The 18,085-nt window shown below is 62.9% G+C and carries 18 protein-coding genes; 4 read left to right on the forward strand and 14 right to left on the reverse strand.

What is annotated here, in order from left to right; translation table 11 throughout:
• Positions 1–41: 41 nt before the first annotated feature.
• Entirely contained in the window at positions 42–971 is a 930-nt protein-coding gene (locus H3221_RS10245; RefSeq protein WP_160020508.1) for a LysR family transcriptional regulator, read from the reverse strand.
• A 116-nt stretch (positions 972–1,087) separates the two neighbouring features.
• On the opposite strand from H3221_RS10245, the gene H3221_RS10250 reads away from it, so the two are divergent.
• The 4 genes from H3221_RS10250 to H3221_RS10265 all read left to right on the forward strand — a co-directional run bounded on the left by H3221_RS10250 (position 1,088) and on the right by H3221_RS10265 (position 5,541).
• Positions 1,088–1,852: a 3-oxoacyl-ACP reductase family protein gene (locus H3221_RS10250; protein WP_196475722.1), complete on the forward strand. Its 765-nt coding sequence runs from the start codon at positions 1,088–1,090 to the stop codon at positions 1,850–1,852.
• 78 nt (positions 1,853–1,930) lie between these two features.
• On the forward strand, positions 1,931–2,533 hold the full coding sequence (locus H3221_RS10255) for an NADPH-dependent F420 reductase (protein ID WP_196475777.1): 603 nt from the start codon (positions 1,931–1,933) through the stop codon (positions 2,531–2,533).
• An 18-nt stretch (positions 2,534–2,551) separates the two neighbouring features.
• Positions 2,552–3,763, forward strand: coding sequence for an MFS transporter (locus H3221_RS10260; RefSeq protein WP_224490545.1), 1,212 nt, complete (start codon positions 2,552–2,554; stop codon positions 3,761–3,763).
• 164 nt (positions 3,764–3,927) lie between these two features.
• The gene (locus H3221_RS10265; protein WP_196475721.1) at positions 3,928–5,541 is read left to right on the forward strand and encodes an NAD(P)/FAD-dependent oxidoreductase; all 1,614 of its coding nucleotides are present in this window, start codon (positions 3,928–3,930) and stop codon (positions 5,539–5,541) included.
• Between the two features lie 145 nt (positions 5,542–5,686).
• On the opposite strand, the gene H3221_RS10270 is transcribed toward H3221_RS10265, so the two are convergent.
• The 13 genes from H3221_RS10270 to H3221_RS10330 form a co-directional block, all read right to left on the reverse strand.
• Complete coding sequence (locus H3221_RS10270; protein ID WP_224490546.1) at positions 5,687–6,067, reverse strand: hypothetical protein; 381 nt, start codon at positions 6,065–6,067, stop codon at positions 5,687–5,689.
• A gap of 17 nt (positions 6,068–6,084) precedes the next feature.
• Positions 6,085–6,597 (reverse strand): GNAT family N-acetyltransferase, encoded by a 513-nt coding sequence (locus H3221_RS10275; protein ID WP_196475719.1) that lies wholly within the window; start codon positions 6,595–6,597, stop codon positions 6,085–6,087.
• 108 nt (positions 6,598–6,705) lie between these two features.
• Positions 6,706–7,044 carry a Na+/H+ antiporter subunit G gene (locus H3221_RS10280; RefSeq protein WP_192981316.1) on the reverse strand — a complete coding sequence of 113 codons (339 nt, stop codon included), beginning with the start codon at positions 7,042–7,044 and terminating at the stop codon, positions 6,706–6,708.
• A gap of 12 nt (positions 7,045–7,056) precedes the next feature.
• Positions 7,057–7,326, reverse strand: coding sequence for a K+/H+ antiporter subunit F (locus H3221_RS10285; RefSeq protein ID WP_013714638.1), 270 nt, complete (start codon positions 7,324–7,326; stop codon positions 7,057–7,059).
• Positions 7,311–7,808, reverse strand: coding sequence for a Na+/H+ antiporter subunit E (locus tag H3221_RS10290; RefSeq protein WP_196475718.1), 498 nt, complete (start codon positions 7,806–7,808; stop codon positions 7,311–7,313). Before H3221_RS10290 ends, H3221_RS10285 begins: the two co-directional genes overlap by 16 nt.
• Positions 7,805–9,316: a monovalent cation/H+ antiporter subunit D gene (locus H3221_RS10295; RefSeq protein WP_196475717.1), complete on the reverse strand. Its 1,512-nt coding sequence runs from the start codon at positions 9,314–9,316 to the stop codon at positions 7,805–7,807. The genes H3221_RS10290 and H3221_RS10295 overlap by 4 nt, the downstream gene beginning before the upstream one ends.
• A complete protein-coding gene (locus tag H3221_RS10300) occupies positions 9,313–9,642 on the reverse strand; it encodes a Na+/H+ antiporter subunit C (RefSeq protein WP_074860431.1) in 330 nt (109 codons plus the stop codon). Before H3221_RS10300 ends, H3221_RS10295 begins: the two co-directional genes overlap by 4 nt.
• A 1-nt stretch (position 9,643) precedes the next feature.
• Positions 9,644–12,436, reverse strand: a complete 2,793-nt coding sequence (locus H3221_RS10305; RefSeq protein ID WP_196475716.1) for a monovalent cation/H+ antiporter subunit A — start codon at positions 12,434–12,436, stop codon at positions 9,644–9,646.
• Between the two features lie 359 nt (positions 12,437–12,795).
• On the reverse strand, positions 12,796–13,257 hold the full coding sequence (locus H3221_RS10310) for an outer membrane lipoprotein (RefSeq protein WP_196475715.1): 462 nt from the start codon (positions 13,255–13,257) through the stop codon (positions 12,796–12,798).
• Positions 13,258–13,371: 114 nt separating this feature from the next.
• The gene (locus H3221_RS10315; protein ID WP_196475714.1) at positions 13,372–14,505 is read right to left on the reverse strand and encodes a glycerate kinase; all 1,134 of its coding nucleotides are present in this window, start codon (positions 14,503–14,505) and stop codon (positions 13,372–13,374) included.
• A gap of 244 nt (positions 14,506–14,749) precedes the next feature.
• Positions 14,750–16,117 carry a GntP family permease gene (locus H3221_RS10320; protein ID WP_192981324.1) on the reverse strand — a complete coding sequence of 456 codons (1,368 nt, stop codon included), beginning with the start codon at positions 16,115–16,117 and terminating at the stop codon, positions 14,750–14,752.
• Positions 16,118–16,303: 186 nt separating this feature from the next.
• Complete coding sequence (locus H3221_RS10325) at positions 16,304–17,434, reverse strand: sugar diacid recognition domain-containing protein (RefSeq protein ID WP_196475713.1); 1,131 nt, start codon at positions 17,432–17,434, stop codon at positions 16,304–16,306.
• A gap of 109 nt (positions 17,435–17,543) precedes the next feature.
• Positions 17,544–18,062 carry a ProQ/FinO family protein gene (locus H3221_RS10330; protein WP_196475712.1) on the reverse strand — a complete coding sequence of 173 codons (519 nt, stop codon included), beginning with the start codon at positions 18,060–18,062 and terminating at the stop codon, positions 17,544–17,546.
• Between the last annotated feature and the right edge of the window lie 23 nt (positions 18,063–18,085).

Below are 18,085 nucleotides of genomic sequence, written 5' to 3' on the forward strand. Positions count from 1 at the left end.
GCCGGTGACGCTGAGTCGCTGCACCGGCACGAACCGTTCAGCTAGCCCAAACTCCCGGCAAAACGCCGTGCATAGTCTTCGCGCTGGAAGGCCTCGACCACGAAGTCGATGAAGCTGCGCGTCTTGCCTGGCATCAACTGACGACTGGGGTAATACAGCGACAACGCGCCGGCATCCGCCCACCAGCGCGGCAGCACCCGTACCAGCTCACCCGACTCCAGCCCGGACAGTACATCGGGTACGGCAAGCATCGCCACCCCCAGGCCCAACCGCGCAGCCTCTCGCACAGCAGTTGGATCATTGACCACTACGGTCTCGCGCATCGTCGCGATCACTTCATCGCCCTGCGCATTGCGCATGTTCCAGGTACGGATACGACCCGACGACAGCGAACGCATGACAATGCAGTCCAACTCGATCAGACCTGATGGGTCGGCTGGCAAAGTGTGCCGTGCCAGGTAAGCGGGAGAGGCAAAGGCAACAACGTGCAGCGGCGCCAGTGTGCGGGCGACCACACCGCTTGCCAGCTCGAAACCACCACCGATGGCGGCATCGTAGCCTTCGGCGATCAGGTCGACCGTACGGTTCTCGAAATGCCATTCAGGGCGAACGCGGGGATAGCGCTGCAGGAACTCGGGCAACAAAGGCAGCAGGTAACCGATCCCGAAGGATGGCGCCACGCTGATTTTGAGCACACCAGCCGGCTGGCCATCATCGGCTGATACCGCTGCAATGGCGTTCTGCAAGGACTCCAGATTGCCGCCAACCGCAGCCAAGAAAGCCTCGCCCGCCTCGGTCAGCGTCAACTTGCGTGTCGAGCGCTGGAACAGTCTTACACCCAGGTTGCGCTCCAGCATGGCGACGTTGCGGCTCACCGCTGCCGGCGTGAGCGAAAGCCGGCGCGCTGCCGCCGAGAAACTGCCACTCTCGGCACTGCGCACGAATGATTCCAGGTTGGCCAATGTTTCCATAGGCCGATTTTAAACAGACACTTGAAGATAATCCAAATGATTAGCTGCTAATCAAAGAAGAATGAAAACGCGATAGTCACTCCACCGAATGTTTCGGCAATCAAACGGAGTGAATCATGAGCAACGTAACCTCTTCCCAAACCCTTCCCCTGGCCGGCAAGACGGCTCTCGTAACAGGCGGCTCTCGCTCCATCGGCGCAGCTATCGCCAAACGCCTGGCCGCCGACGGCGCCAAGGTTGCCTTCACCTACAACAGCTCCCCTCAACAGGCAGAAGAAACCGCAGCTGCCATCGAGTCGGCAGGCGGTCGCGTACTGGCAATCCAGGCCAACGCAGCTGATCCCGAGGCCGTGCGTGCCGCCGTCGCGAAGACGGTGGAAGCGTTCGGGGCCCTCGACATTCTGGTGAATAACGCCGGTATCGGCGTATTCAGCCAGTTCGAAGAAACCAGCTTCGAGGATTACCAGAAGCTACTCGCGGTCAACGTGACCGGTGTATTCGTCGCCACCCAGGAAGCGGTAAAGCACATGCAGGCGGGCGGTCGCGTCATCCACATAGCCAGCTCGGTCACCAAGTACGCAGGTGTGCCCGGACTTGCCGCATACAGCCTGACCAAAGGCGCCGTCGCCGGTTTCAACCGCAGCCTGGCACATGATCTGGGGCCACGCGGAATCACGGTCAACAGCGTCCACCCCGGCCCCGTGAACACCGACATGAACCCGGCCGATAGCGAGGTTGCCCAGCTCCTGACCCCCCGTATGGCAGTGGGTCGCTATGGAGAGCCACACGAAATTGCCAGCCTCGTGGCATTCATCGCCAGCCCGCAAGCCTCGTTCATCACAGGTGCGGACATCCTCGCTGACGGCGGATTGACCTCTTGAGTCTGCCGGGGCAGGCCAGTCAGCCTGCCCCACAGTTTTCCGACACTTCTGGCCTCAAGGAGTCCCAGCATGAGCAAATTGCCCTCCATCGGCATCATCGGTGCCGGCCATATCGGCGCGACCTTCGCACGCGCCCTGGCGCGTCGGAACATTCCGGCAATTCTCTCCAACAGCCGAGGGCCAGAGAGCCTGCAAGCCCTTGTACAATCCATCGGCCCGAGCATCCGTGCCGGCACCCGTGAACAGGCGGCAGCGCAGCCCATCGTGTTGGTCGCGGTGAACTGGTCGAAGCTGCCAGCCGCGCTGTCTGGGCTTGCGGACTTCGCCGGGCGAGTCGTCATCGACAGCAATAACCCGATCGAAGCGCCGCTGTTCAACCCTATCGATCTGCATGGCCGCACCTCAAGCGAAGTGTTTGCCGACCTGGTACCGGGCGCCCATGTAGTGAAGGCGTTCAATCACCTGAACCCCAGACTGCTCATCGCCGATCCCGCCGAGCGCGGCGGCCGGCGTGTGCTGTTCCTGGCGGGTGACGACAATCGCGCGAAAAACCAGGTCAGCGCACTGATCGATGAGCTTGGCTTCGCCGCTATCGACCTTGGCGAGCTGGCCGAAGGTGGGCGCCTGACGCAATTCCCCGGTGGGCCGTTGCCCTCGCTCGAACTGGTGCAGTTCGGCTGAGCTACCGGAAGACAAAAAATGAAGGATTTCATCATGCCCCATACCGATTCATCTACTGCTGACACCAGATCCATGTCTGCTGCGTGGTGGGCCGTCATCTCTCTTGCCCTGGGCGCCTTCGGCCTGGTCACGGCGGAATTCCTGCCGATCAGCCTGCTGACGCCGATGGCCGCCGACTTGGGCGTATCCAACGGTGCGGTGGGCCAGGCCATCACCGCCACCGCCGTGGTCGCCGCATTCGCCGGACCGCTGGTGGTGCTGTTCTCGGGCCGTCTGGATCGACAAAAGATCGTCTGGGGGTTGATGGGCATGCTGGTGTTCTCCTGCATCCTTTCGGCCTATGCCTCAAACATCACGGTGCTGCTGATCGCGCGTGGACTGCTGGGCTTCGCCCTCGGCAGCTTCTGGGCCATGATGGCAGCGCTCGCCCTGCGCCTGGTGCCCCCAGACAAGGTGCCGCGTGCCATTTCGATAATCATGATGGGGATTTCGCTCGCAACCATCTTCGCGGCCCCGCTGGGTGCCTACCTGGGAGAACTGTGGGGCTGGCAGGCAACGTTCCTGGCCGCGTCCGGTATTGGCGTGGTGGCGCTGGTGATTCAGATGCTGACCCTGCCCGAACTGCCGGCCACAGCAGCGCCAGGCCTGGCCTCCTTCAAGGCAGCGCTGACGCGGCGTGCGGTCGTCGTCGGCATCTGCACTGGGCTTCTGGTCATTTCCGGGCACTTCGCCGCTCTGACCTTCATTCGTCCCTTCCTCGAGGAGGTTCCCCGCCTGGATGTCGCGACCGTCTCGCTTGCCTTGCTGGCCTTCGGTGTCAGCGGCTTTTTCGGCAACCTTGCCGGCGGCGCCGTCGCCGCGCGCAGTCCAGCCTGGGCAGTCAGCAGTTGCTCGTTCCTGATCGCTGCCGTTGCACTCACGCTGATCCTGTTCGGCACACAGGCTGACGTTGCCTTCGTCGCGATTGCGCTGTGGGGCTTCGCGTTCGGCGCCTTCCCGGTATCGATCTCGATCTGGAACGCGCGCGCCGCCGCCGATCACGCCGAAAGCGCTGGCGCCCTGCTGTCATCGACCTTCCAGGTCGCCATTGCTGCAGGAGCGGTTCTAGGAGGGCTGATCATCGACAGCCTAGACTCGCAAGCCGTGATCGTCTATGCAGCGACAGCAGCCTTCGCGGGCGCTGCCCTGATGTTCATTCGGGGTCGCGCAATCGAACGTCAGCGCGGCTGAGCACGTGCTCGCACAGCGTTCGAGGCATCGTTCACCTACGCTCAACGGAGCAAAGCCGTCAGTAGTTCGAGAATGCTGTCCTCTCCACCCGGACCGCGAATCCCGTACAATCGCCGGCCTTCTTTACCTTGCTGGATCACCACCGGCCAACCAGGACACCGCCCATGCTTCGCCTGACCGAACTGAAACTACCCCTCGACCATGCCGATGAGGCCCTGCGCCCGGCCATCGTTCAGCGCCTGGGCATCGACGACGCCGACCTGCTGGCCTTCAGCGTGTTCAAGCGCAGCTACGATGCACGGAAGAAGTTCGGCGACATGCCCTTCATCTACACCCTCGACTGCGAGGTGAAAGACGAAGCCGCACTGCTCGCTCGCCTGAGCGATGACAAGCATGTCGGCCCGGCACCGGACATCACCTACAAGCCGGTCGGCAAGGCAGAAACGCCACTGGAAGAACGCCCCATCGTCGTCGGGTTCGGCCCCTGCGGCATCTTCGCGGCGCTGATCCTGGCGCAGGCCGGCCTGCGCCCCATCGTACTGGAGCGCGGCAAGGAAGTACGCCAGCGCACCAAGGACACCTGGGGCCTGTGGCGCAAGAACGTGCTCGACCCGACTTCCAACGTGCAGTTCGGCGAAGGCGGCGCTGGCACCTTCTCCGACGGCAAGCTGTACAGCCAGATCAAGGACCCGAATCACCACGGGCGCAAGGTGCTACAGGAGTTCGTCAAAGCCGGCGCACCGGACGAAATTCTCTACGTCAGCAAGCCGCATATCGGCACCTTCCGCCTGACCGGCGTGGTCGCCACCATGCGCGAGGAAATCAAGGCCCTCGGCGGCGAAGTGCGCTTCCAGCAGCGCGTCAGCGATCTACTGATCGAAGACGACCAACTCACCGGTGTGGTGCTGGAAAGTGGTGAGCAGATCATCAGCCGCCATGTCGTGCTCGCACTCGGCCACAGTTCGCGCGACACCTTCCGCATGCTGCATGCCCGTGGCGTGTACCTGGAGGCCAAGCCCTTCTCGGTGGGCTTCCGTATCGAGCACCCGCAGTCGCTGATCGACCGCGCGCGCCTGGGCAAGTACGCCGGCCACCCGAAACTCGGCGCTGCCGACTACAAGCTGGTACACCACGCCAGCAACGGCCGCTCGGTCTACAGCTTCTGCATGTGCCCAGGCGGCACCGTGGTCGCCGCCACCTCCGAGCCGGAGCGCGTGGTCACCAACGGCATGAGCCAGTACTCGCGCAACGAGCGCAACGCCAACGCCGGCATCGTCGTGGGTATCACGCCCGAGCAGGACTATCCTGGCGGCCCTCTGGCCGGCGTGGAACTGCAGGAGCAGCTGGAATCGCACGCCTACGTACTTGGCGGGCGCAACTACGAAGCGCCGGGGCAACTGGTCGGCGACTTCATCAAAGGCACTCCGTCCACCGCTCTCGGCGAAGTACAGCCCTCCTACAAACCGGGGGTGAAACTGGGTGACCTGGCACCGTCGCTGCCGGACTTCGCCATCGAAGCCATCCGCGAGGCATTGCCGGCCTTCGGCAAGCAGATCAAGGGTTTCGACCTGGCCGATGCGGTACTCACCGGTATCGAGACGCGCACCTCCTCGCCGGTGCGCATCACCCGCGGCGATGACCTGCAGAGTCTTAATCTCAAGGGCCTTTACCCGGCCGGGGAAGGCGCGGGCTACGCCGGCGGCATTCTCTCTGCTGGCGTCGATGGCATTCGCGTGGCCGAGGCGGTGGCCAAGGACATGCTCGGGCTGAATCGCTGAACCTTCCCAGGATCAGCCAACCCGTAGGGTGGGTTAGCGGCGCCAAACCTGCGGATGTCTGATCACCGCGCCGCGTAACCCGCCAGGCGATTGTCCTGCACTGCGCCAATGGTGGGTTACGACGCACCTTGACGTACGGGCTCATTCACCTATTCGACAAGCGCCTAACCCACCCAACTGTACTGAAACGCATCAGCAGGGGCAGTGGCATGACCAACGCCAGCGTGCCAACCCCAACCACCAACAGGCTGCGGTACGGCATGCTGGCGAAGGTATTGGCCCAGAATGTCGCCCAGAGCAACAGGCAGACGCCAAAACCGATCAGCCCGCTGCGCCGACTACGGCAACTCAACAACCAGACAGCATTGCACACAGCCAGAGCGCCGAAGAGATACAACGAGTGCTGTAGTTGCAGGCCATAGCTGATATCGCGGCGAATCGCGCCGAACATCTGCCGATAGGCCTCGATGGCGCTGCGGTAAAGCATCAACGCCAGCAGCATCTGTGCGGCGGCCAGCACAGCCATAGCGAGCAGTCGCCGAATCATTGCCTGACCCGCAGACAGCACAGGGTCGAACGCCGCGAACCATTCGGTCGACGCGCCGGGTCGGCGTAGGTCAACAGCTCGGTGAAGCCGACCTTGCGCATCATCCCCGCCGATGCCGCGTTCTCCTCGTGACGATCGATATAGATATCGCTGACGCCCAGCCGCCATAGCTCGGTGACGGCCTCACGCAGAAGACGCGCCCCCAGACCTCGGCCAACGCAGTTGTGATGCACCACCGCTTCGCAGATATAGCCATGCACCTGCCCGGCACGCGCCGCAGGTTGATGAGCGGCGAAATCCTGCGTCAGGCGATAGCTGACGAAACCCAGCAGTTGTCCCTGCTCCTCGGCCAGTACGGCCAGCGTCGTGCTGGCTGCAACACCCTGCAGGTGCTGGCGAACCTCGACTTCGGGCAAATGATTCCAGGGGTTGGGCCCATGCTCGAGAATCACCGCGCAGAGCGCCTCGATATCCTCGACACAGGCCTGACGAATGACCAGCTCGCTCATCCCCTGACTCCCCTGAGGCAATACCTCGTTTGATTCAAGAGCGCAGTCTAGAGCGGGTAATTGCCTGACGACAGTGACAGCCAGACGCAAGAGATGCCTGACAGTGGATCAGTGGTCATCGTCCCAAGGCTGGCCACGGGTGCGCTCGGTCAACTCGACCTTCTGCTGCATCGCGGCCTTGGACAGGATATGCGCACTGACCGGCGCAGTCAGGAACAGGAACAGGGTGATCAGCAGTTCGTGCAGGCTGAGGTTGCCGGTGTGGTGCGCGAAGAACAGCATCGAAGCGATCAGCGTACCGCCGACGCCCAGCGTCGTGGCCTTGGTCGGCCCGTGCAGGCGGGTGAAGAAGTCCGGCAGCCGATACAGACCGATGGCACCCACCAGGGCGAACAGACTGCCAAGAATCAGGCAGGCACAAATCAACAACTCCAGCCAGAACGGCATGGTCATTCCCCCTTAATCGATGATGTCGCCGTGCAGCAGGTGCTTACCCACTGCAACCGTACCGACGAAGCCCATCACCGCGATCAGCAGTGCAGCCTCGAAGAACAGATCCGATGCCAGCCAGATGCCAAACAGCACGATCAGCGCCAACGCGTTGATGTACAGGGTATCCAGGGCCAGGACACGGTCGACCACGCTCGGCCCTTCGACCAGACGCGCGACATTGAGCAGCATGGCCAGCGTGAGGATGCCCATGCACAGAAAGACTACGTTCTCGAGCATTCGAATATCTCCAGCAGCGGCGTTTCGTAACGGCTCTTGACCGCCGCGATCAGTTCGTCTCGATCCGGCACGTTGAGCCCGTGCAGCAGCAGTGTCTTGTGGTCTGAGCTGAGGCCGGCAGAAACCGTGCCGGGGGTCAGCGAGATGATGCAGGCCAGAGTCGACAGCACGAACTCATCCTCGATCTCGACCGGCACCTCGACGAATGCCGGTTCAAGCCGCGATTTCGGCCCCAACACCAGCTTCACAACCTGCAGATTGGCCACCACGATGTCGTAGAACACCTTGCCGATGAACAGCAGCAGCCCCAGGGGCTTGCGCACCTTCGGCACGCTCAGCAGGAAATCGCCACACAGGTGCACGATCGACCACCCCAGAAACAGCCCGAGCAGGAGATGGCCCAGATTGAAGGTGTTGGCCAAGAGCAGCCAGAGCACCGTCAGTACCAGCATCATCCGCGGGTGGGGGAAGAAACGCTTCATGCCGCACCTCCAGCGATGATCGAGAGATAGGGTTGCAGATCAAGCAACTGCGCCGCTGCAGCCTCCAGGTAGGCCAGTATCGGGGCAGCGCCGATCAACAGCAGCGGGCTGGCCAGCAACAGGCCCAGCGCAGCCAGGAGGCTGACGCGGTCAGCCGGAGCAGCGGTCGAAGGGGCTGCGTCCGCCTGCTGACCGAGCCAGAACAGACTGGTACCGGCGCGGCTCAACGCCACCAGGGTCAGCAGACCGCCGATCAGCACCACCGGCCACAGGCTCCAGGCCTGCCACCCCGGCTCCGCCGCCCGCAGCAGCAACATCTTGCCGAGGAAACCAGAGAACGGCGGTAACCCGGCCACGGAAATGGAGGCGAAGAAGAACATGCAACCCAGCACCAGCGGCTGACGCAGCACACGCTCCTGCTGCAGATCGCCACCGGCGCAGTCACGCTGGGCGACCACCAGCCCCGCCAACAGGAACAATGCGGCGCTGATCAACGTGCTGTGCACCATGTAATAAAGCGCAGCACTCAACGCCGCGACGTTACCGATGGCGAAGCCGGCCATCAGCGTGCCCACCGAGACCAGCACCAGATAGGCCAGCAGCGCCTGCAACTGCCGCGCACCCAAGGCGCCAATCACACCGAAGGCAATGGTCGGCAGTGCCAGCCACCAGAGCAGTTCATGGCCGAGATTGGCCAGTGGCCCGGCCTCTTCGCCGAACACCAGCGTGAACACACGGACGATGGCGTAGAAGCCCACCTTGGTCATGATCGCGAACAACGCCGCCACCGAAGCAGGCGCTGCAGCATAAGCGCGCGGCAGCCAGAAGCACAGCGGTAGCACGGCAGCCTTGAGGCCGAAGACGATCAGCAGCAGGTAGGCAGCAGCCTTGATCAGCGGCGCGTCGGCAACATCGGCGCTGGCCACGCGCACAGCCAGGTCCGGCATGTTCAGGGTGCCGGTAAGGCCATACAGCAAACTCACGCCGATCAGGAAGAACGACGAGCCCAGCAGGTTGAGCACCACGTAATGCACGCCGGCCTTGACCTGATTGGCGCGGTTGCCATGCAGCAGCAATGCATAAGAGGAGATCAGCAGGACCTCGAAGAACACGAACAGGTTGAACAGATCGGCGGTCAGGAACGCGCCGTTGATGCCCAGCAACTGAAACTGGAACAACGCATGGAAGTTCGGCCCGCGCTCATCGTCACCGCGACAGGCATAAACCAGGGCGAAGCAGGCGAGCAGCGAGGTGAGCAGCAACAGTGCCGCGTTGAAGCGGTCGAGCAGCAGCATGATGCCGAATGGCGCAGCCCAGCTGCCCAGCGCATAAACCTGCAACTGTCCCGCTCCGGCCAGCCACACCAGATACAGGCAAAGCGGCAGCAACGTCAGGCAGCCAACCAGGGAAATACCCCGCTTCACGTCACGCGACCAGCCGTGGCCGACCAGCAACAGCGCGCCGAAGAACAGCGGCAGCAGAACGGGGAGGATGATGGCGTGACTCATGCGCGCGGCTCCTCGCCATCGACGTGATCGGTTTTCAGTTCACCCATGCCACGCAGGGCCAGCACCACGACGAACGCGGTCATGGCGAAACCGATGACGATGGCGGTCAACACCAGTGCCTGTGGCAGCGGGTCACCGTACTCGGCGCTCTTGCCGATAACCGCTGGCACACCCGTGCCGAGCCGGCCCATGGCGAAGATGAACAGATTGACCGCATAGGAGATCAGGGTCAGCCCCATCACCACCGGAAAGATGCGCGCACGCAGCAGCAGGTAGACGCCGCTGGCAGTCAGCACCCCGAGGGTGATTGCGAATACAGCCTCCATATCAGATGACCTCCTTGCACGACTCGTCCTGACTGACATGGCCGATGTTGGAAAGAATCAGCAGGGTGGCGCCAACAACGGCCAGATACACCCCAAGATCGAAGAGGATCGCGGTGGCCAACTCGATTTCGCCAATCAGCGGAATATGGAAGTGGCCGAACGCCGAAGTCAGGAACGGCGAGCCGAAGAGCCAGCTGCCCAGCCCCGTCAACCCGGCAATCAGCACGCCCCAACCGGCGGTGGCGTGATAGCTGAACTTCAGGCGCTCCTGGGTCCAGGTCACACCGTGGGAGATGTATTGCAGAATCAACGCCACCGCCGTGATAAGGCCGGCGATGAAGCCACCGCCCGGCAGGTTGTGCCCGCGCAGGAAGATGAACGCCGAAATCAGCAGTGCCATCGGCAGCATGGCACGCGCCAGGTTGTCGAGGATCATCGGATGGGCATCGGTCGACCACGGACGACCGTTCTTGTCATGGGCAGGGTGCGGCAGGTGCAGACCATGCAGCAGCGCGTAGATACCGATGGCGGCAATCGCCAGCACGGTGATCTCGCCCAGGGTATCGAAGCCACGGAAGTCCACCAGAATCACGTTGACCACATTGGTACCGCCGCCCCCGGAGACACTGTTCTCGAGGAAGAACGAGGAAATGCTCTGGTAAGGGCGGGTCAGCACGGCGTAGGTCAGCATCGCCACCATGGTGCCGCTGCCCAGCGCCAGGACCAGATCGCGCAGGCCACGCAGACTGCTGGACTCGGCCGGGGTACGGTCGGTCATGAAGTACAAGGTGAGCATCAGCAGGATGATGGTCACCACCTCCACCGACAGCTGGGTCAGCGCCAGATCCGGGGCGGAGAAACGGGCGAAAGCCAGCGCCACCATCAGACCAGCGGCGCTGAGAATCATCAGCGCCACCAGACGGCGGCGGTGGAAAAACACGGTAAGCACCGCAGTCACCATCAGGATCAGCATACCCATGACGGTCAGCGGATCGATGGGGGTCATCGGCACGCTACCGGCCAACTGCTCGAGCGGCGACAGCGCGACCACTACCAGGATCAGGGCACTGCCAAGCATCCAGGCCAGGTAGCGTTGCAGCGAACCGCACTCCAGAAACGCGGTGATACGCACGGACGTACGCGTCATGTAGCGCACCACCTGGTCGAAGACGTCCTTGGCATCCAGGGTCGGCAAACCTTCATACCAGCGGAACAGCGGTTTGCGACAGGCGTAGACGATTATCCCGCCGAACAGCGCAACGAAACTCATCAGGAGCGGCAGGTTGAAGCCGTGCCAGACCGCCAGGCTGTATTCGGGCAACTGACCACCCAGCGTCGAAGCTGCTGCGGCGGCCAACAACGGCGCTACCGTATAGGCAGGCACGATGCCGACCAGCAGACAGAGGAACACCAGCACCTCGACCGGCACTTTCATGTAGCGCGGCGGCTCGTGCGGCGGATATTTGGGCAGGTCGATCGGCTCCCCGTTGAAGAACACGTCGTGAATGAAGCGCAGCGAGTAGGCCACCGAGAACACGCCGGCCAAGGTCGCAGCAGCCGGAATCACCCAGTTGAAACCGCCCAGCAGGTGCTGGTGCAGGGTTTCGGTGAAGAACATTTCCTTGCTCAAAAAGCCGTTGAGCAACGGCACGCCTGCCATGGCCGAGGCCGCCACCATCGCCAGCACGGCCGTATGTGGCATGTACTTCCACAAACCGTTTATTCGCCGCATGTCGCGGCTACCGGTTTCGTGGTCGATGATGCCCGCTGCCATGAACAGCGAAGCCTTGAAGGTCGCATGGTTGATGATGTGGAACACCGCTGCGACAGCCGCTAGCTGGGTGTCCAGGCCGAACAGCAGGGTGATCAGGCCCAGGTGACTGATGGTCGAATACGCCAGCAGGCCCTTCAGGTCATGCTGGAACAGCGCCATGCCGGCACCCACCAGCAACGTGGCCAGACCGGTCAGGCTGACCATGTAGAACCACCACTCGGAACCGGCCAGCGCCGGGTACAGACGCGCCAGCAGGAAGACCCCGGCCTTGACCATGGTCGCCGAGTGCAGATAGGCCGATACCGGTGTCGGCGCCGCCATCGCATGCGGCAGCCAGAAGTGGAAAGGGAATTGCGCCGACTTGGTGAATACACCCAGCAGCACCAGCACCAGCGCCAGCGGATACAGCTCGTGCGCACGAATCGCGTAGCCGGCCGCCAGCACCTGAGACAGCTCGAAGCTACCGGCGATGTGGCCGATCAGCAGGATACCGGCGAGCAGCGCCAGGCCACCGCCACCGGTGATCGCCAGTGCCATGCGCGCGCCCTTGCGGGCATCGGAGCGCGAACCCCAGAAGCCGATCAGCAGGAACGACGACAAGCTGGTCAGTTCCCAGAACATCAGCATCAGCAGCAGGTTTTCCGACAGCACCACACCGAGCATGGCGCCCATGAACAGCAGCAGGAAGGCGAAGAAACGCCCCATCGGCTCGGTCTTGGCCAGGTAATAGCGCGCGTAGAGGATGACCAACAGGCCGATGCCGAGAATCAGCAGGGCAAACAGAAAACCCAGACCATCGAGGCGCAGACTGAGATTCAGCCCCAGGTGCGGCAGCCACTCCAGCTTTACCCGCAACACCTCGCCTGCGAACACCGCAGGCTGGTAGCTGAACAGCAGCACCAGCGCCACGATGGGCGCTATAGCCGCAGCCGCAGCACAGGCCGAGCGTCCGAGCCGATCGGCAAGCACCGGCAGAAACAACCCAAGAAATGGCAAGGCGACAATCAGCGCAAGCGCCATCGGAAAACCCCTTAAGCAGGCACGCCAGACCAGCTGACCCAACGACGAGAATTGGAGTCGCAAGTCCCTGACGGTGATAGTTCATGCACCACAACGGTTCAGCTAAGTCGTTGTCGGCACAAGCATAACGGCCGATTATCCATAACTATCAACACAACGTCATGCATTGAATTATCGTTAAACACACTTGGTAACATGCAGACTGCTGGAAGTGTTGTTGACAGCCGAGCACCACTATAGCGAGGCCACAAAAAATTGCCGGGAGCACTTTTTTGCGCAAGCCCGACGAGTTGTCGGCCGGGGATGACAGACAACAAAAAGCCGGAGCAACCAAAGCTACTCCGGCTGGCTTGTAACGATCAGTGAGTAACGCGGCTGGTACCGTTGACCGTCATGATGCGCACGCGCTCGCCGACGCGGAACACCTGGTTCGGCTCGACTTCCTGGACGTAGGCGCGCAGGGTACCGTCGTCCTCTCGCACGGTGATCTCAACACCTTGAGTACGGGTCAGGCCTTCTTCAGCCGCGGCGCCCAACAGACCGCCGGCAACAGCACCGACCACAGCCAGCACTGCACTGCCGCGCCCGCCACCAAGGCCACTACCACCAATACCGCCAACCACAGCACCGGCACCCGCACCGATCGGTGTCTTGGTCCCTTCGATCTTGACCGGGCGCAGCGACTCAATGGTGCCCATGCGTACCGTCTGCACCGCTCGGGCCTCATCGCGGCTGTAGGTATCGCCAGTCAGGCTGGACTGACAGCCCCCGAGGGCCAGCATCGCGGCCAGCGAGGTAATGAGCAGAGTGGGTTTACGCATAGCAATTCCTCCAGAGGTATCTCGATCCATTAGACGCCGGGCGAGCGTATCTGTCACGGCAGAGCCTTAACAATAGTTATTTCAGACAGACCCAGTTCAGCCAGGTTCGCCCTATCAGGACCGCGCGAGGCGCCAGAGCCGGGCGATATCCGTCGTGCGCGCCTGCAACTCAGCTGCCGCGCCGGCCATCGCCTGCTCCAGGGACAACGGGCCCGGCGCCAGGCTGAATGCAGCTTCGATACCCGCGTCGTACAGCGCCTGATAGTTGTCACCCAGACTACCGGACAAGGCGATGACCGGCACCCCGGCCGCACGCGCCACGCGCGCTACGCCGACCGGTGTCTTGCCGTGCAGGGTCTGGGCATCCATGCGCCCTTCCCCGGTAATCACCAGATCCGCGTTCTCCACTGCTGCGGCGAGGCCGGACAGTTCGGCCACCAGCGCGATACCGGGGCGGAAACTTGCCTTGAGAAAGGCACGCGCAGCGAAACCGAGACCTCCCGCGGCGCCCACACCGGGAAACTCGGCGTGATTCTCGCCCAGCGTCGCCGCTGCGATACGGGCGAAGTGGCCGAGTGCCGTGTCCAGCTCGGCGACATGCTCAGGCGTAGCGCCCTTCTGCGGACCGAACACCGCAGATGCGCCACGTGGCCCGCACAAGGGATTGTCGACATCGGCAGCGACCTCGATCTGCACCTTGAGCAGACGCGCGTCCAGCCCGCTCAGATCAAGCTGGTCGAGACCGGCCAAGGCCGCGCCGCCCGGCGTCAGCTCACGCCCCCGTGCATCGAGAAAACGCATCCCCAGCGCCTGCAACAGGCCAACACCGGCATCATTGGTGGCACTGCCGCCCAGCCCCAGGATGATTCGCGTAGCACCGGCATCCAGCGCCTCACGGATCAGCTCACCAGTGCCGAAGCTGCTGGCCACACGGGCGTCGCGCTGTTCACGCGGCACCCAGTGCAGACCGCTGGCAGCCGCCATCTCGATGACCGCCGTACCCTGCCCCAGCCAGCCCCAATGCGCCTTGACCGGCTCACCCATGGGGCCGCGCACGTCGCATTCACGACGCTCGCCACCCACGGCGGCCAGCAACGCATCGACCGTACCCTCGCCACCATCGGCCATTGGTCGCAGCAAACACTCGGCCTCGGGAAACACCTGCTGCCAACCACGGGCGATGGCGGCCGCTACATCAGGCGCGCTGAGACTCTCCTTGAAGGAATCAGGAGCAATGACGATTTTCATGATAGGTACCTCGAAAGGAGGCAGGCGACCGTGGCCGCCTGCCGGTTACAGACCGTTGAAAAACGTAGGCGAGGCAGTCAGTGCAATACCGATGGCGGCCCCACAAAAACAGGCGGAAAACGGTCGGAGTCGCGCTCGACTTTACGAGCTGTAAATGAGCATTTTGATCGGACTCGCGCACGGACCTGTTTTTACCCCAGCAATGGCAACGCAGGTAGCTTTTGAACGGTCTGTTAATGCGGGATTACAGCAAAACCAGGCTAAGCAACCAGACAGCGGCCATACCGGCAATACCCTGAATCAGGGTCGCCATGGTCTGGGCGCGATAAGCGGTCGCCACTTTCATGCGGCTGAACTGGGTCACGACCCAGAAGAAGCTGTCGTTGGCGTGAGAAACGGTCATTGCACCGGCGCCGATAGCCATTACAGTCAGCACGCGACCCATCTCGCTGTCGAGCCCCAGATTGCCCAGCAGTGGCGCAACCATCGCCGAGGTGGTGACCAGGGCAACGGTGGAGGAACCCTGGGCGCTCTTCAGCGCGGCAGCCACCAGGAACGGCATGAACAGGCCAATACCCAGCGCCGACAGGGTGTCGCCCAGGTAGCCGGTCAGCGCGGTTGCCTTGAGAATGGCACCAAAGGCGCCACCGGCACCGGTGATCAGCAGAATCGGCGCCGCCTCTTTCAGGCCATGAGCGACATAGTCATGGAACTGCTGACGCTTGCCTTCGCCCTTGAGCAGCGAGCACGCCAGCACCAGGCCTACCAGCAGTGCGGCAACCGGCTGACCGAGGAAGCTCAGCACGTCGAAGAATGCGCCAGTGCCGAAGGGCTTGCTCGGGAAAGCAGCGAGCGAGCCCAGGCAGATCAGAATGATGGGCACGAAGATTGGCGAGAATGCCTGCCAGGCGCTGGGCAGCTTGCCATAACGGGCACGCAGCGCATCGAAATCGACGTTATCGGCGAGCAGTTCACTCGGCGCTTCTTCCAGCAATTCGTGGTCGTTCTGCTTGAGGAAACGGTTGGCCCACAGCATACCGGCCACGGCAGTGACCGCAGCGACCAGTAAACCGACCAGGATCACCAGACCCAGCGAGGTTTCCAGGCCCAGGTTGCCGGCCGCAGCAATCGGGCCGGGAGTTGGTGGCACGAAGGTGTGAGTGGCATACAGGCCGGTGGCCAGAGCCACGCTCATGGCCACCACGGACACCTTCATGCGGGCGGCCAGGGCATTCTTCAGCGAGTTGAGAATGACGTAGCCGGAGTCGCAGAACACCGGAATCGACACCAGATAGCCGATGATCGACATGGTCAGGGTGGGGAAACGCTGGCCCAGCAGACGAATCACCGTCTCGGCCATGGTGATGGCAGCGCCGCTGCGCTCGAGGATCACGCCGATGATGGTGCCTAAGACGATGACGATACCGATGTAACCGAGGATACCGCCGAAGCCGGCCGTCATGGTCTTGATGATTTCGCCGCCGGGCAGCTGGTAGGCGAAACCGGCGATCAGCGCAGCGGCCAGCAATGCCAGGAAGGGGTGCAATTTCAAACGGGTAGTGGACAGCACGATGAACGCGATCAGTGCCACCAGAATCAGGACCAGGCCCATGACCAGTCTCCTCATTGTTGTTATGGCGGGCGCAGGGCCCGGATGGGAATGCCGAGAGGCGCCACATTGTGGCTCAGCCAACCCCAGCCTCGCCCTGTGCGCTGGCACTAAAACAGCCAAAGCCAAGCCCAGGAGGCTGTGCAATCGCACAAAGGCCGTCGGCCCGCCTCCACCAACGGGAGCAGATTACCGAGCGTTCAACTGAGCCGCCTCGGTGGGTTCCAGCAAGCCCAGCCCCAAGGATAGCTGCAGGCGCTGATCCAGCCGATTGAGGTCCAGGCCACTGAGTTCGGCGATGCGCTCCAGACGATAGCGCAACGTATTGCGATGAATGCCCAACGCCTGCGCACAGGCTTGCACCTGGCCGTCATGCGCACACCAGGCTTCCAGCGTGGCCCTCAGCGTGCCTTGTGAGTCCTGCGTCAGCACCTGACGCAAGGGTGCCAACCAGCCCTGCAGCAACCAGCTGTGGCGCTGGGCATAGAGCAACGTCGGCAGGCGCAACTCGTCCAGGCGCAGCAGGCGACGACCAGGAAAACGTGCCTGACCGTAGGCCTGAAGATCGCGCAGAGCCAGGCTGGCCTGGCGCAGCTCGGTCAGATCATGCAGGGGATCGCTGAGCGCAAGCGAACTCACGCCCCACTCGCGCTCGTCAGCCTGCAGGAGCCAGGCACGATCATCGCGCGTGGTGCTGTAAGGTCGACACCAGAGCAGTTCGTGACGCCCGAGCGGCGCTACCAGATGTTCACTCTTGCCCCCCAGAGCGGCGAGCAGACGCGCCTGGCGCGGCAGCGGATCGCCCTCACCATCGAGTTGCAGCAGGCACATTTGTCGCGGCCAGGTCAGTTGCAGGCCCAGGCGTTCAGCATCGACCTCGAGACTGGACAGGCGCAGCATGGGGTCGAGCAGCTGTCGCAACCAGGCTTCCTGCTGATGCCGCTGCCAGTGCCGTTCGGCTTGCAGAACGCGATGCTCGACCAGCATCTCCGCAGCCATGCGCACCAGTTCGGCATAAGGCCGCACGACCTCAGGATCACCCGTGATACCGAGCACGCCAATCAGGCGCTCGGCGTGCAGCAACGGCAGGTTGACACCGGGTTTGACGCCACGCAGGCACGCCGCTGCCTGAGCGTCGATCTCCACCACGCGCCGGTTGGCCAGTACCAGTTGTGCACCTTCATGTCGGGTGTGCAGGCGGCTGGGGTCACCGCTGCCGATGATCATGCCCTGCGCATCCATCACGTTGATGTTGTGCGGCAGGATGGCCATGGCGCGGTCGACGATATGCTGCGCCAGAGTGGAGTCGAGTTCGAGCATCGGAAGCGGCCTCGCGAGTGAGGCCGCCATTGTAGGCCGATCAGCGGCGCTTCACGATGCGGCCATCGAGACGCCAGCGAGCCTGAGAACCATCAGGCTACCAGAGGGCTTACTCCGTGCTTGGCTGCACAACGCTCTCGGCGGCCTTGTCGTCCGCAGGCGCTTTTGCCTTGGCCTGATTGCGCCGAGCCTCGGCACGGTGCCGCCTGGCCTGCTGCCTGGCATGCAGCGCCTGCGCCGCCGTCACCACGCCAACGGGCTGGCCTTGCAGATCCAGACGCGGTGCATTTTCCGTCATCGCAGCCCAGTAGCGACCGCCACGGCACCAGGCGGCAATACCCGCCTTGAGCTGCTCAGCGGTGATACCGAGCAACTGCAGATGCTGCTCGGCATCCTTGAGAATGCCCTCCTTCAACGGCACCTTGGGCGCCGGATTGACCGGGAAGGCCAAGGGGAAGTGCTTCTGCAACCGCCAGATCGCCTCGACGGTAGGATCCTGCTCGCGCGGCTTGGCTTTGGTCGGCGCCTTGCGCTTTTGCGGCTTCGCGCTTTCGGTTTTTACCTGCTGTACCTGCTGCTTCTCGGCGCGCAGGCGGTCACGTAGCTCGGCTAATTGTTCAAAACCCATCGTTCGGTTCGCAGCGTCCTGGT

The sequence above is a fragment of the Pseudomonas chaetocerotis genome, from assembly GCF_015712105.2.
Lineage (GTDB): Bacteria > Pseudomonadota > Gammaproteobacteria > Pseudomonadales > Pseudomonadaceae > Aquipseudomonas > Aquipseudomonas chaetocerotis.

What these genes read in the sequence shown, in the direction of transcription:
- H3221_RS10245 (WP_160020508.1), bottom strand. Translation starts at nt 971, where the DNA reads ATGGAAACATTGGCCAACCTGGAATCATTCGTGCGCAGTGCCGAGAGT.
- H3221_RS10265 (WP_196475721.1), top strand. Translation starts at nt 3,928, where the DNA reads ATGCTTCGCCTGACCGAACTGAAACTACCCCTCGACCATGCCGATGAG.
- H3221_RS10275 (WP_196475719.1), bottom strand. Translation starts at nt 6,597, where the DNA reads ATGAGCGAGCTGGTCATTCGTCAGGCCTGTGTCGAGGATATCGAGGCG.
- H3221_RS10315 (WP_196475714.1), bottom strand. Translation starts at nt 14,505, where the DNA reads ATGAAAATCGTCATTGCTCCTGATTCCTTCAAGGAGAGTCTCAGCGCG.
- H3221_RS10320 (WP_192981324.1), bottom strand. Translation starts at nt 16,117, where the DNA reads ATGGGCCTGGTCCTGATTCTGGTGGCACTGATCGCGTTCATCGTGCTG.
- H3221_RS10295 (WP_196475717.1), bottom strand. Translation starts at nt 9,316, where the DNA reads ATGAGTCACGCCATCATCCTCCCCGTTCTGCTGCCGCTGTTCTTCGGC.
- H3221_RS10300 (WP_074860431.1), bottom strand. Translation starts at nt 9,642, where the DNA reads ATGGAGGCTGTATTCGCAATCACCCTCGGGGTGCTGACTGCCAGCGGC.
- H3221_RS10310 (WP_196475715.1), bottom strand. Translation starts at nt 13,257, where the DNA reads ATGCGTAAACCCACTCTGCTCATTACCTCGCTGGCCGCGATGCTGGCC.
- H3221_RS10260 (WP_224490545.1), top strand. Translation starts at nt 2,552, where the DNA reads ATGAAGGATTTCATCATGCCCCATACCGATTCATCTACTGCTGACACC.
- H3221_RS10290 (WP_196475718.1), bottom strand. Translation starts at nt 7,808, where the DNA reads ATGAAGCGTTTCTTCCCCCACCCGCGGATGATGCTGGTACTGACGGTG.
- H3221_RS10325 (WP_196475713.1), bottom strand. Translation starts at nt 17,434, where the DNA reads ATGCTCGAACTCGACTCCACTCTGGCGCAGCATATCGTCGACCGCGCC.
- H3221_RS10280 (WP_192981316.1), bottom strand. Translation starts at nt 7,044, where the DNA reads ATGCCGTTCTGGCTGGAGTTGTTGATTTGTGCCTGCCTGATTCTTGGC.
- H3221_RS10250 (WP_196475722.1), top strand. Translation starts at nt 1,088, where the DNA reads ATGAGCAACGTAACCTCTTCCCAAACCCTTCCCCTGGCCGGCAAGACG.
- H3221_RS10330 (WP_196475712.1), bottom strand. Translation starts at nt 18,062, where the DNA reads ATGGGTTTTGAACAATTAGCCGAGCTACGTGACCGCCTGCGCGCCGAG.
- H3221_RS10305 (WP_196475716.1), bottom strand. Translation starts at nt 12,436, where the DNA reads ATGGCGCTTGCGCTGATTGTCGCCTTGCCATTTCTTGGGTTGTTTCTG.
- H3221_RS10270 (WP_224490546.1), bottom strand. Translation starts at nt 6,067, where the DNA reads ATGGCTGTGCTGGCCGCCGCACAGATGCTGCTGGCGTTGATGCTTTAC.
- H3221_RS10285 (WP_013714638.1), bottom strand. Translation starts at nt 7,326, where the DNA reads ATGCTCGAGAACGTAGTCTTTCTGTGCATGGGCATCCTCACGCTGGCC.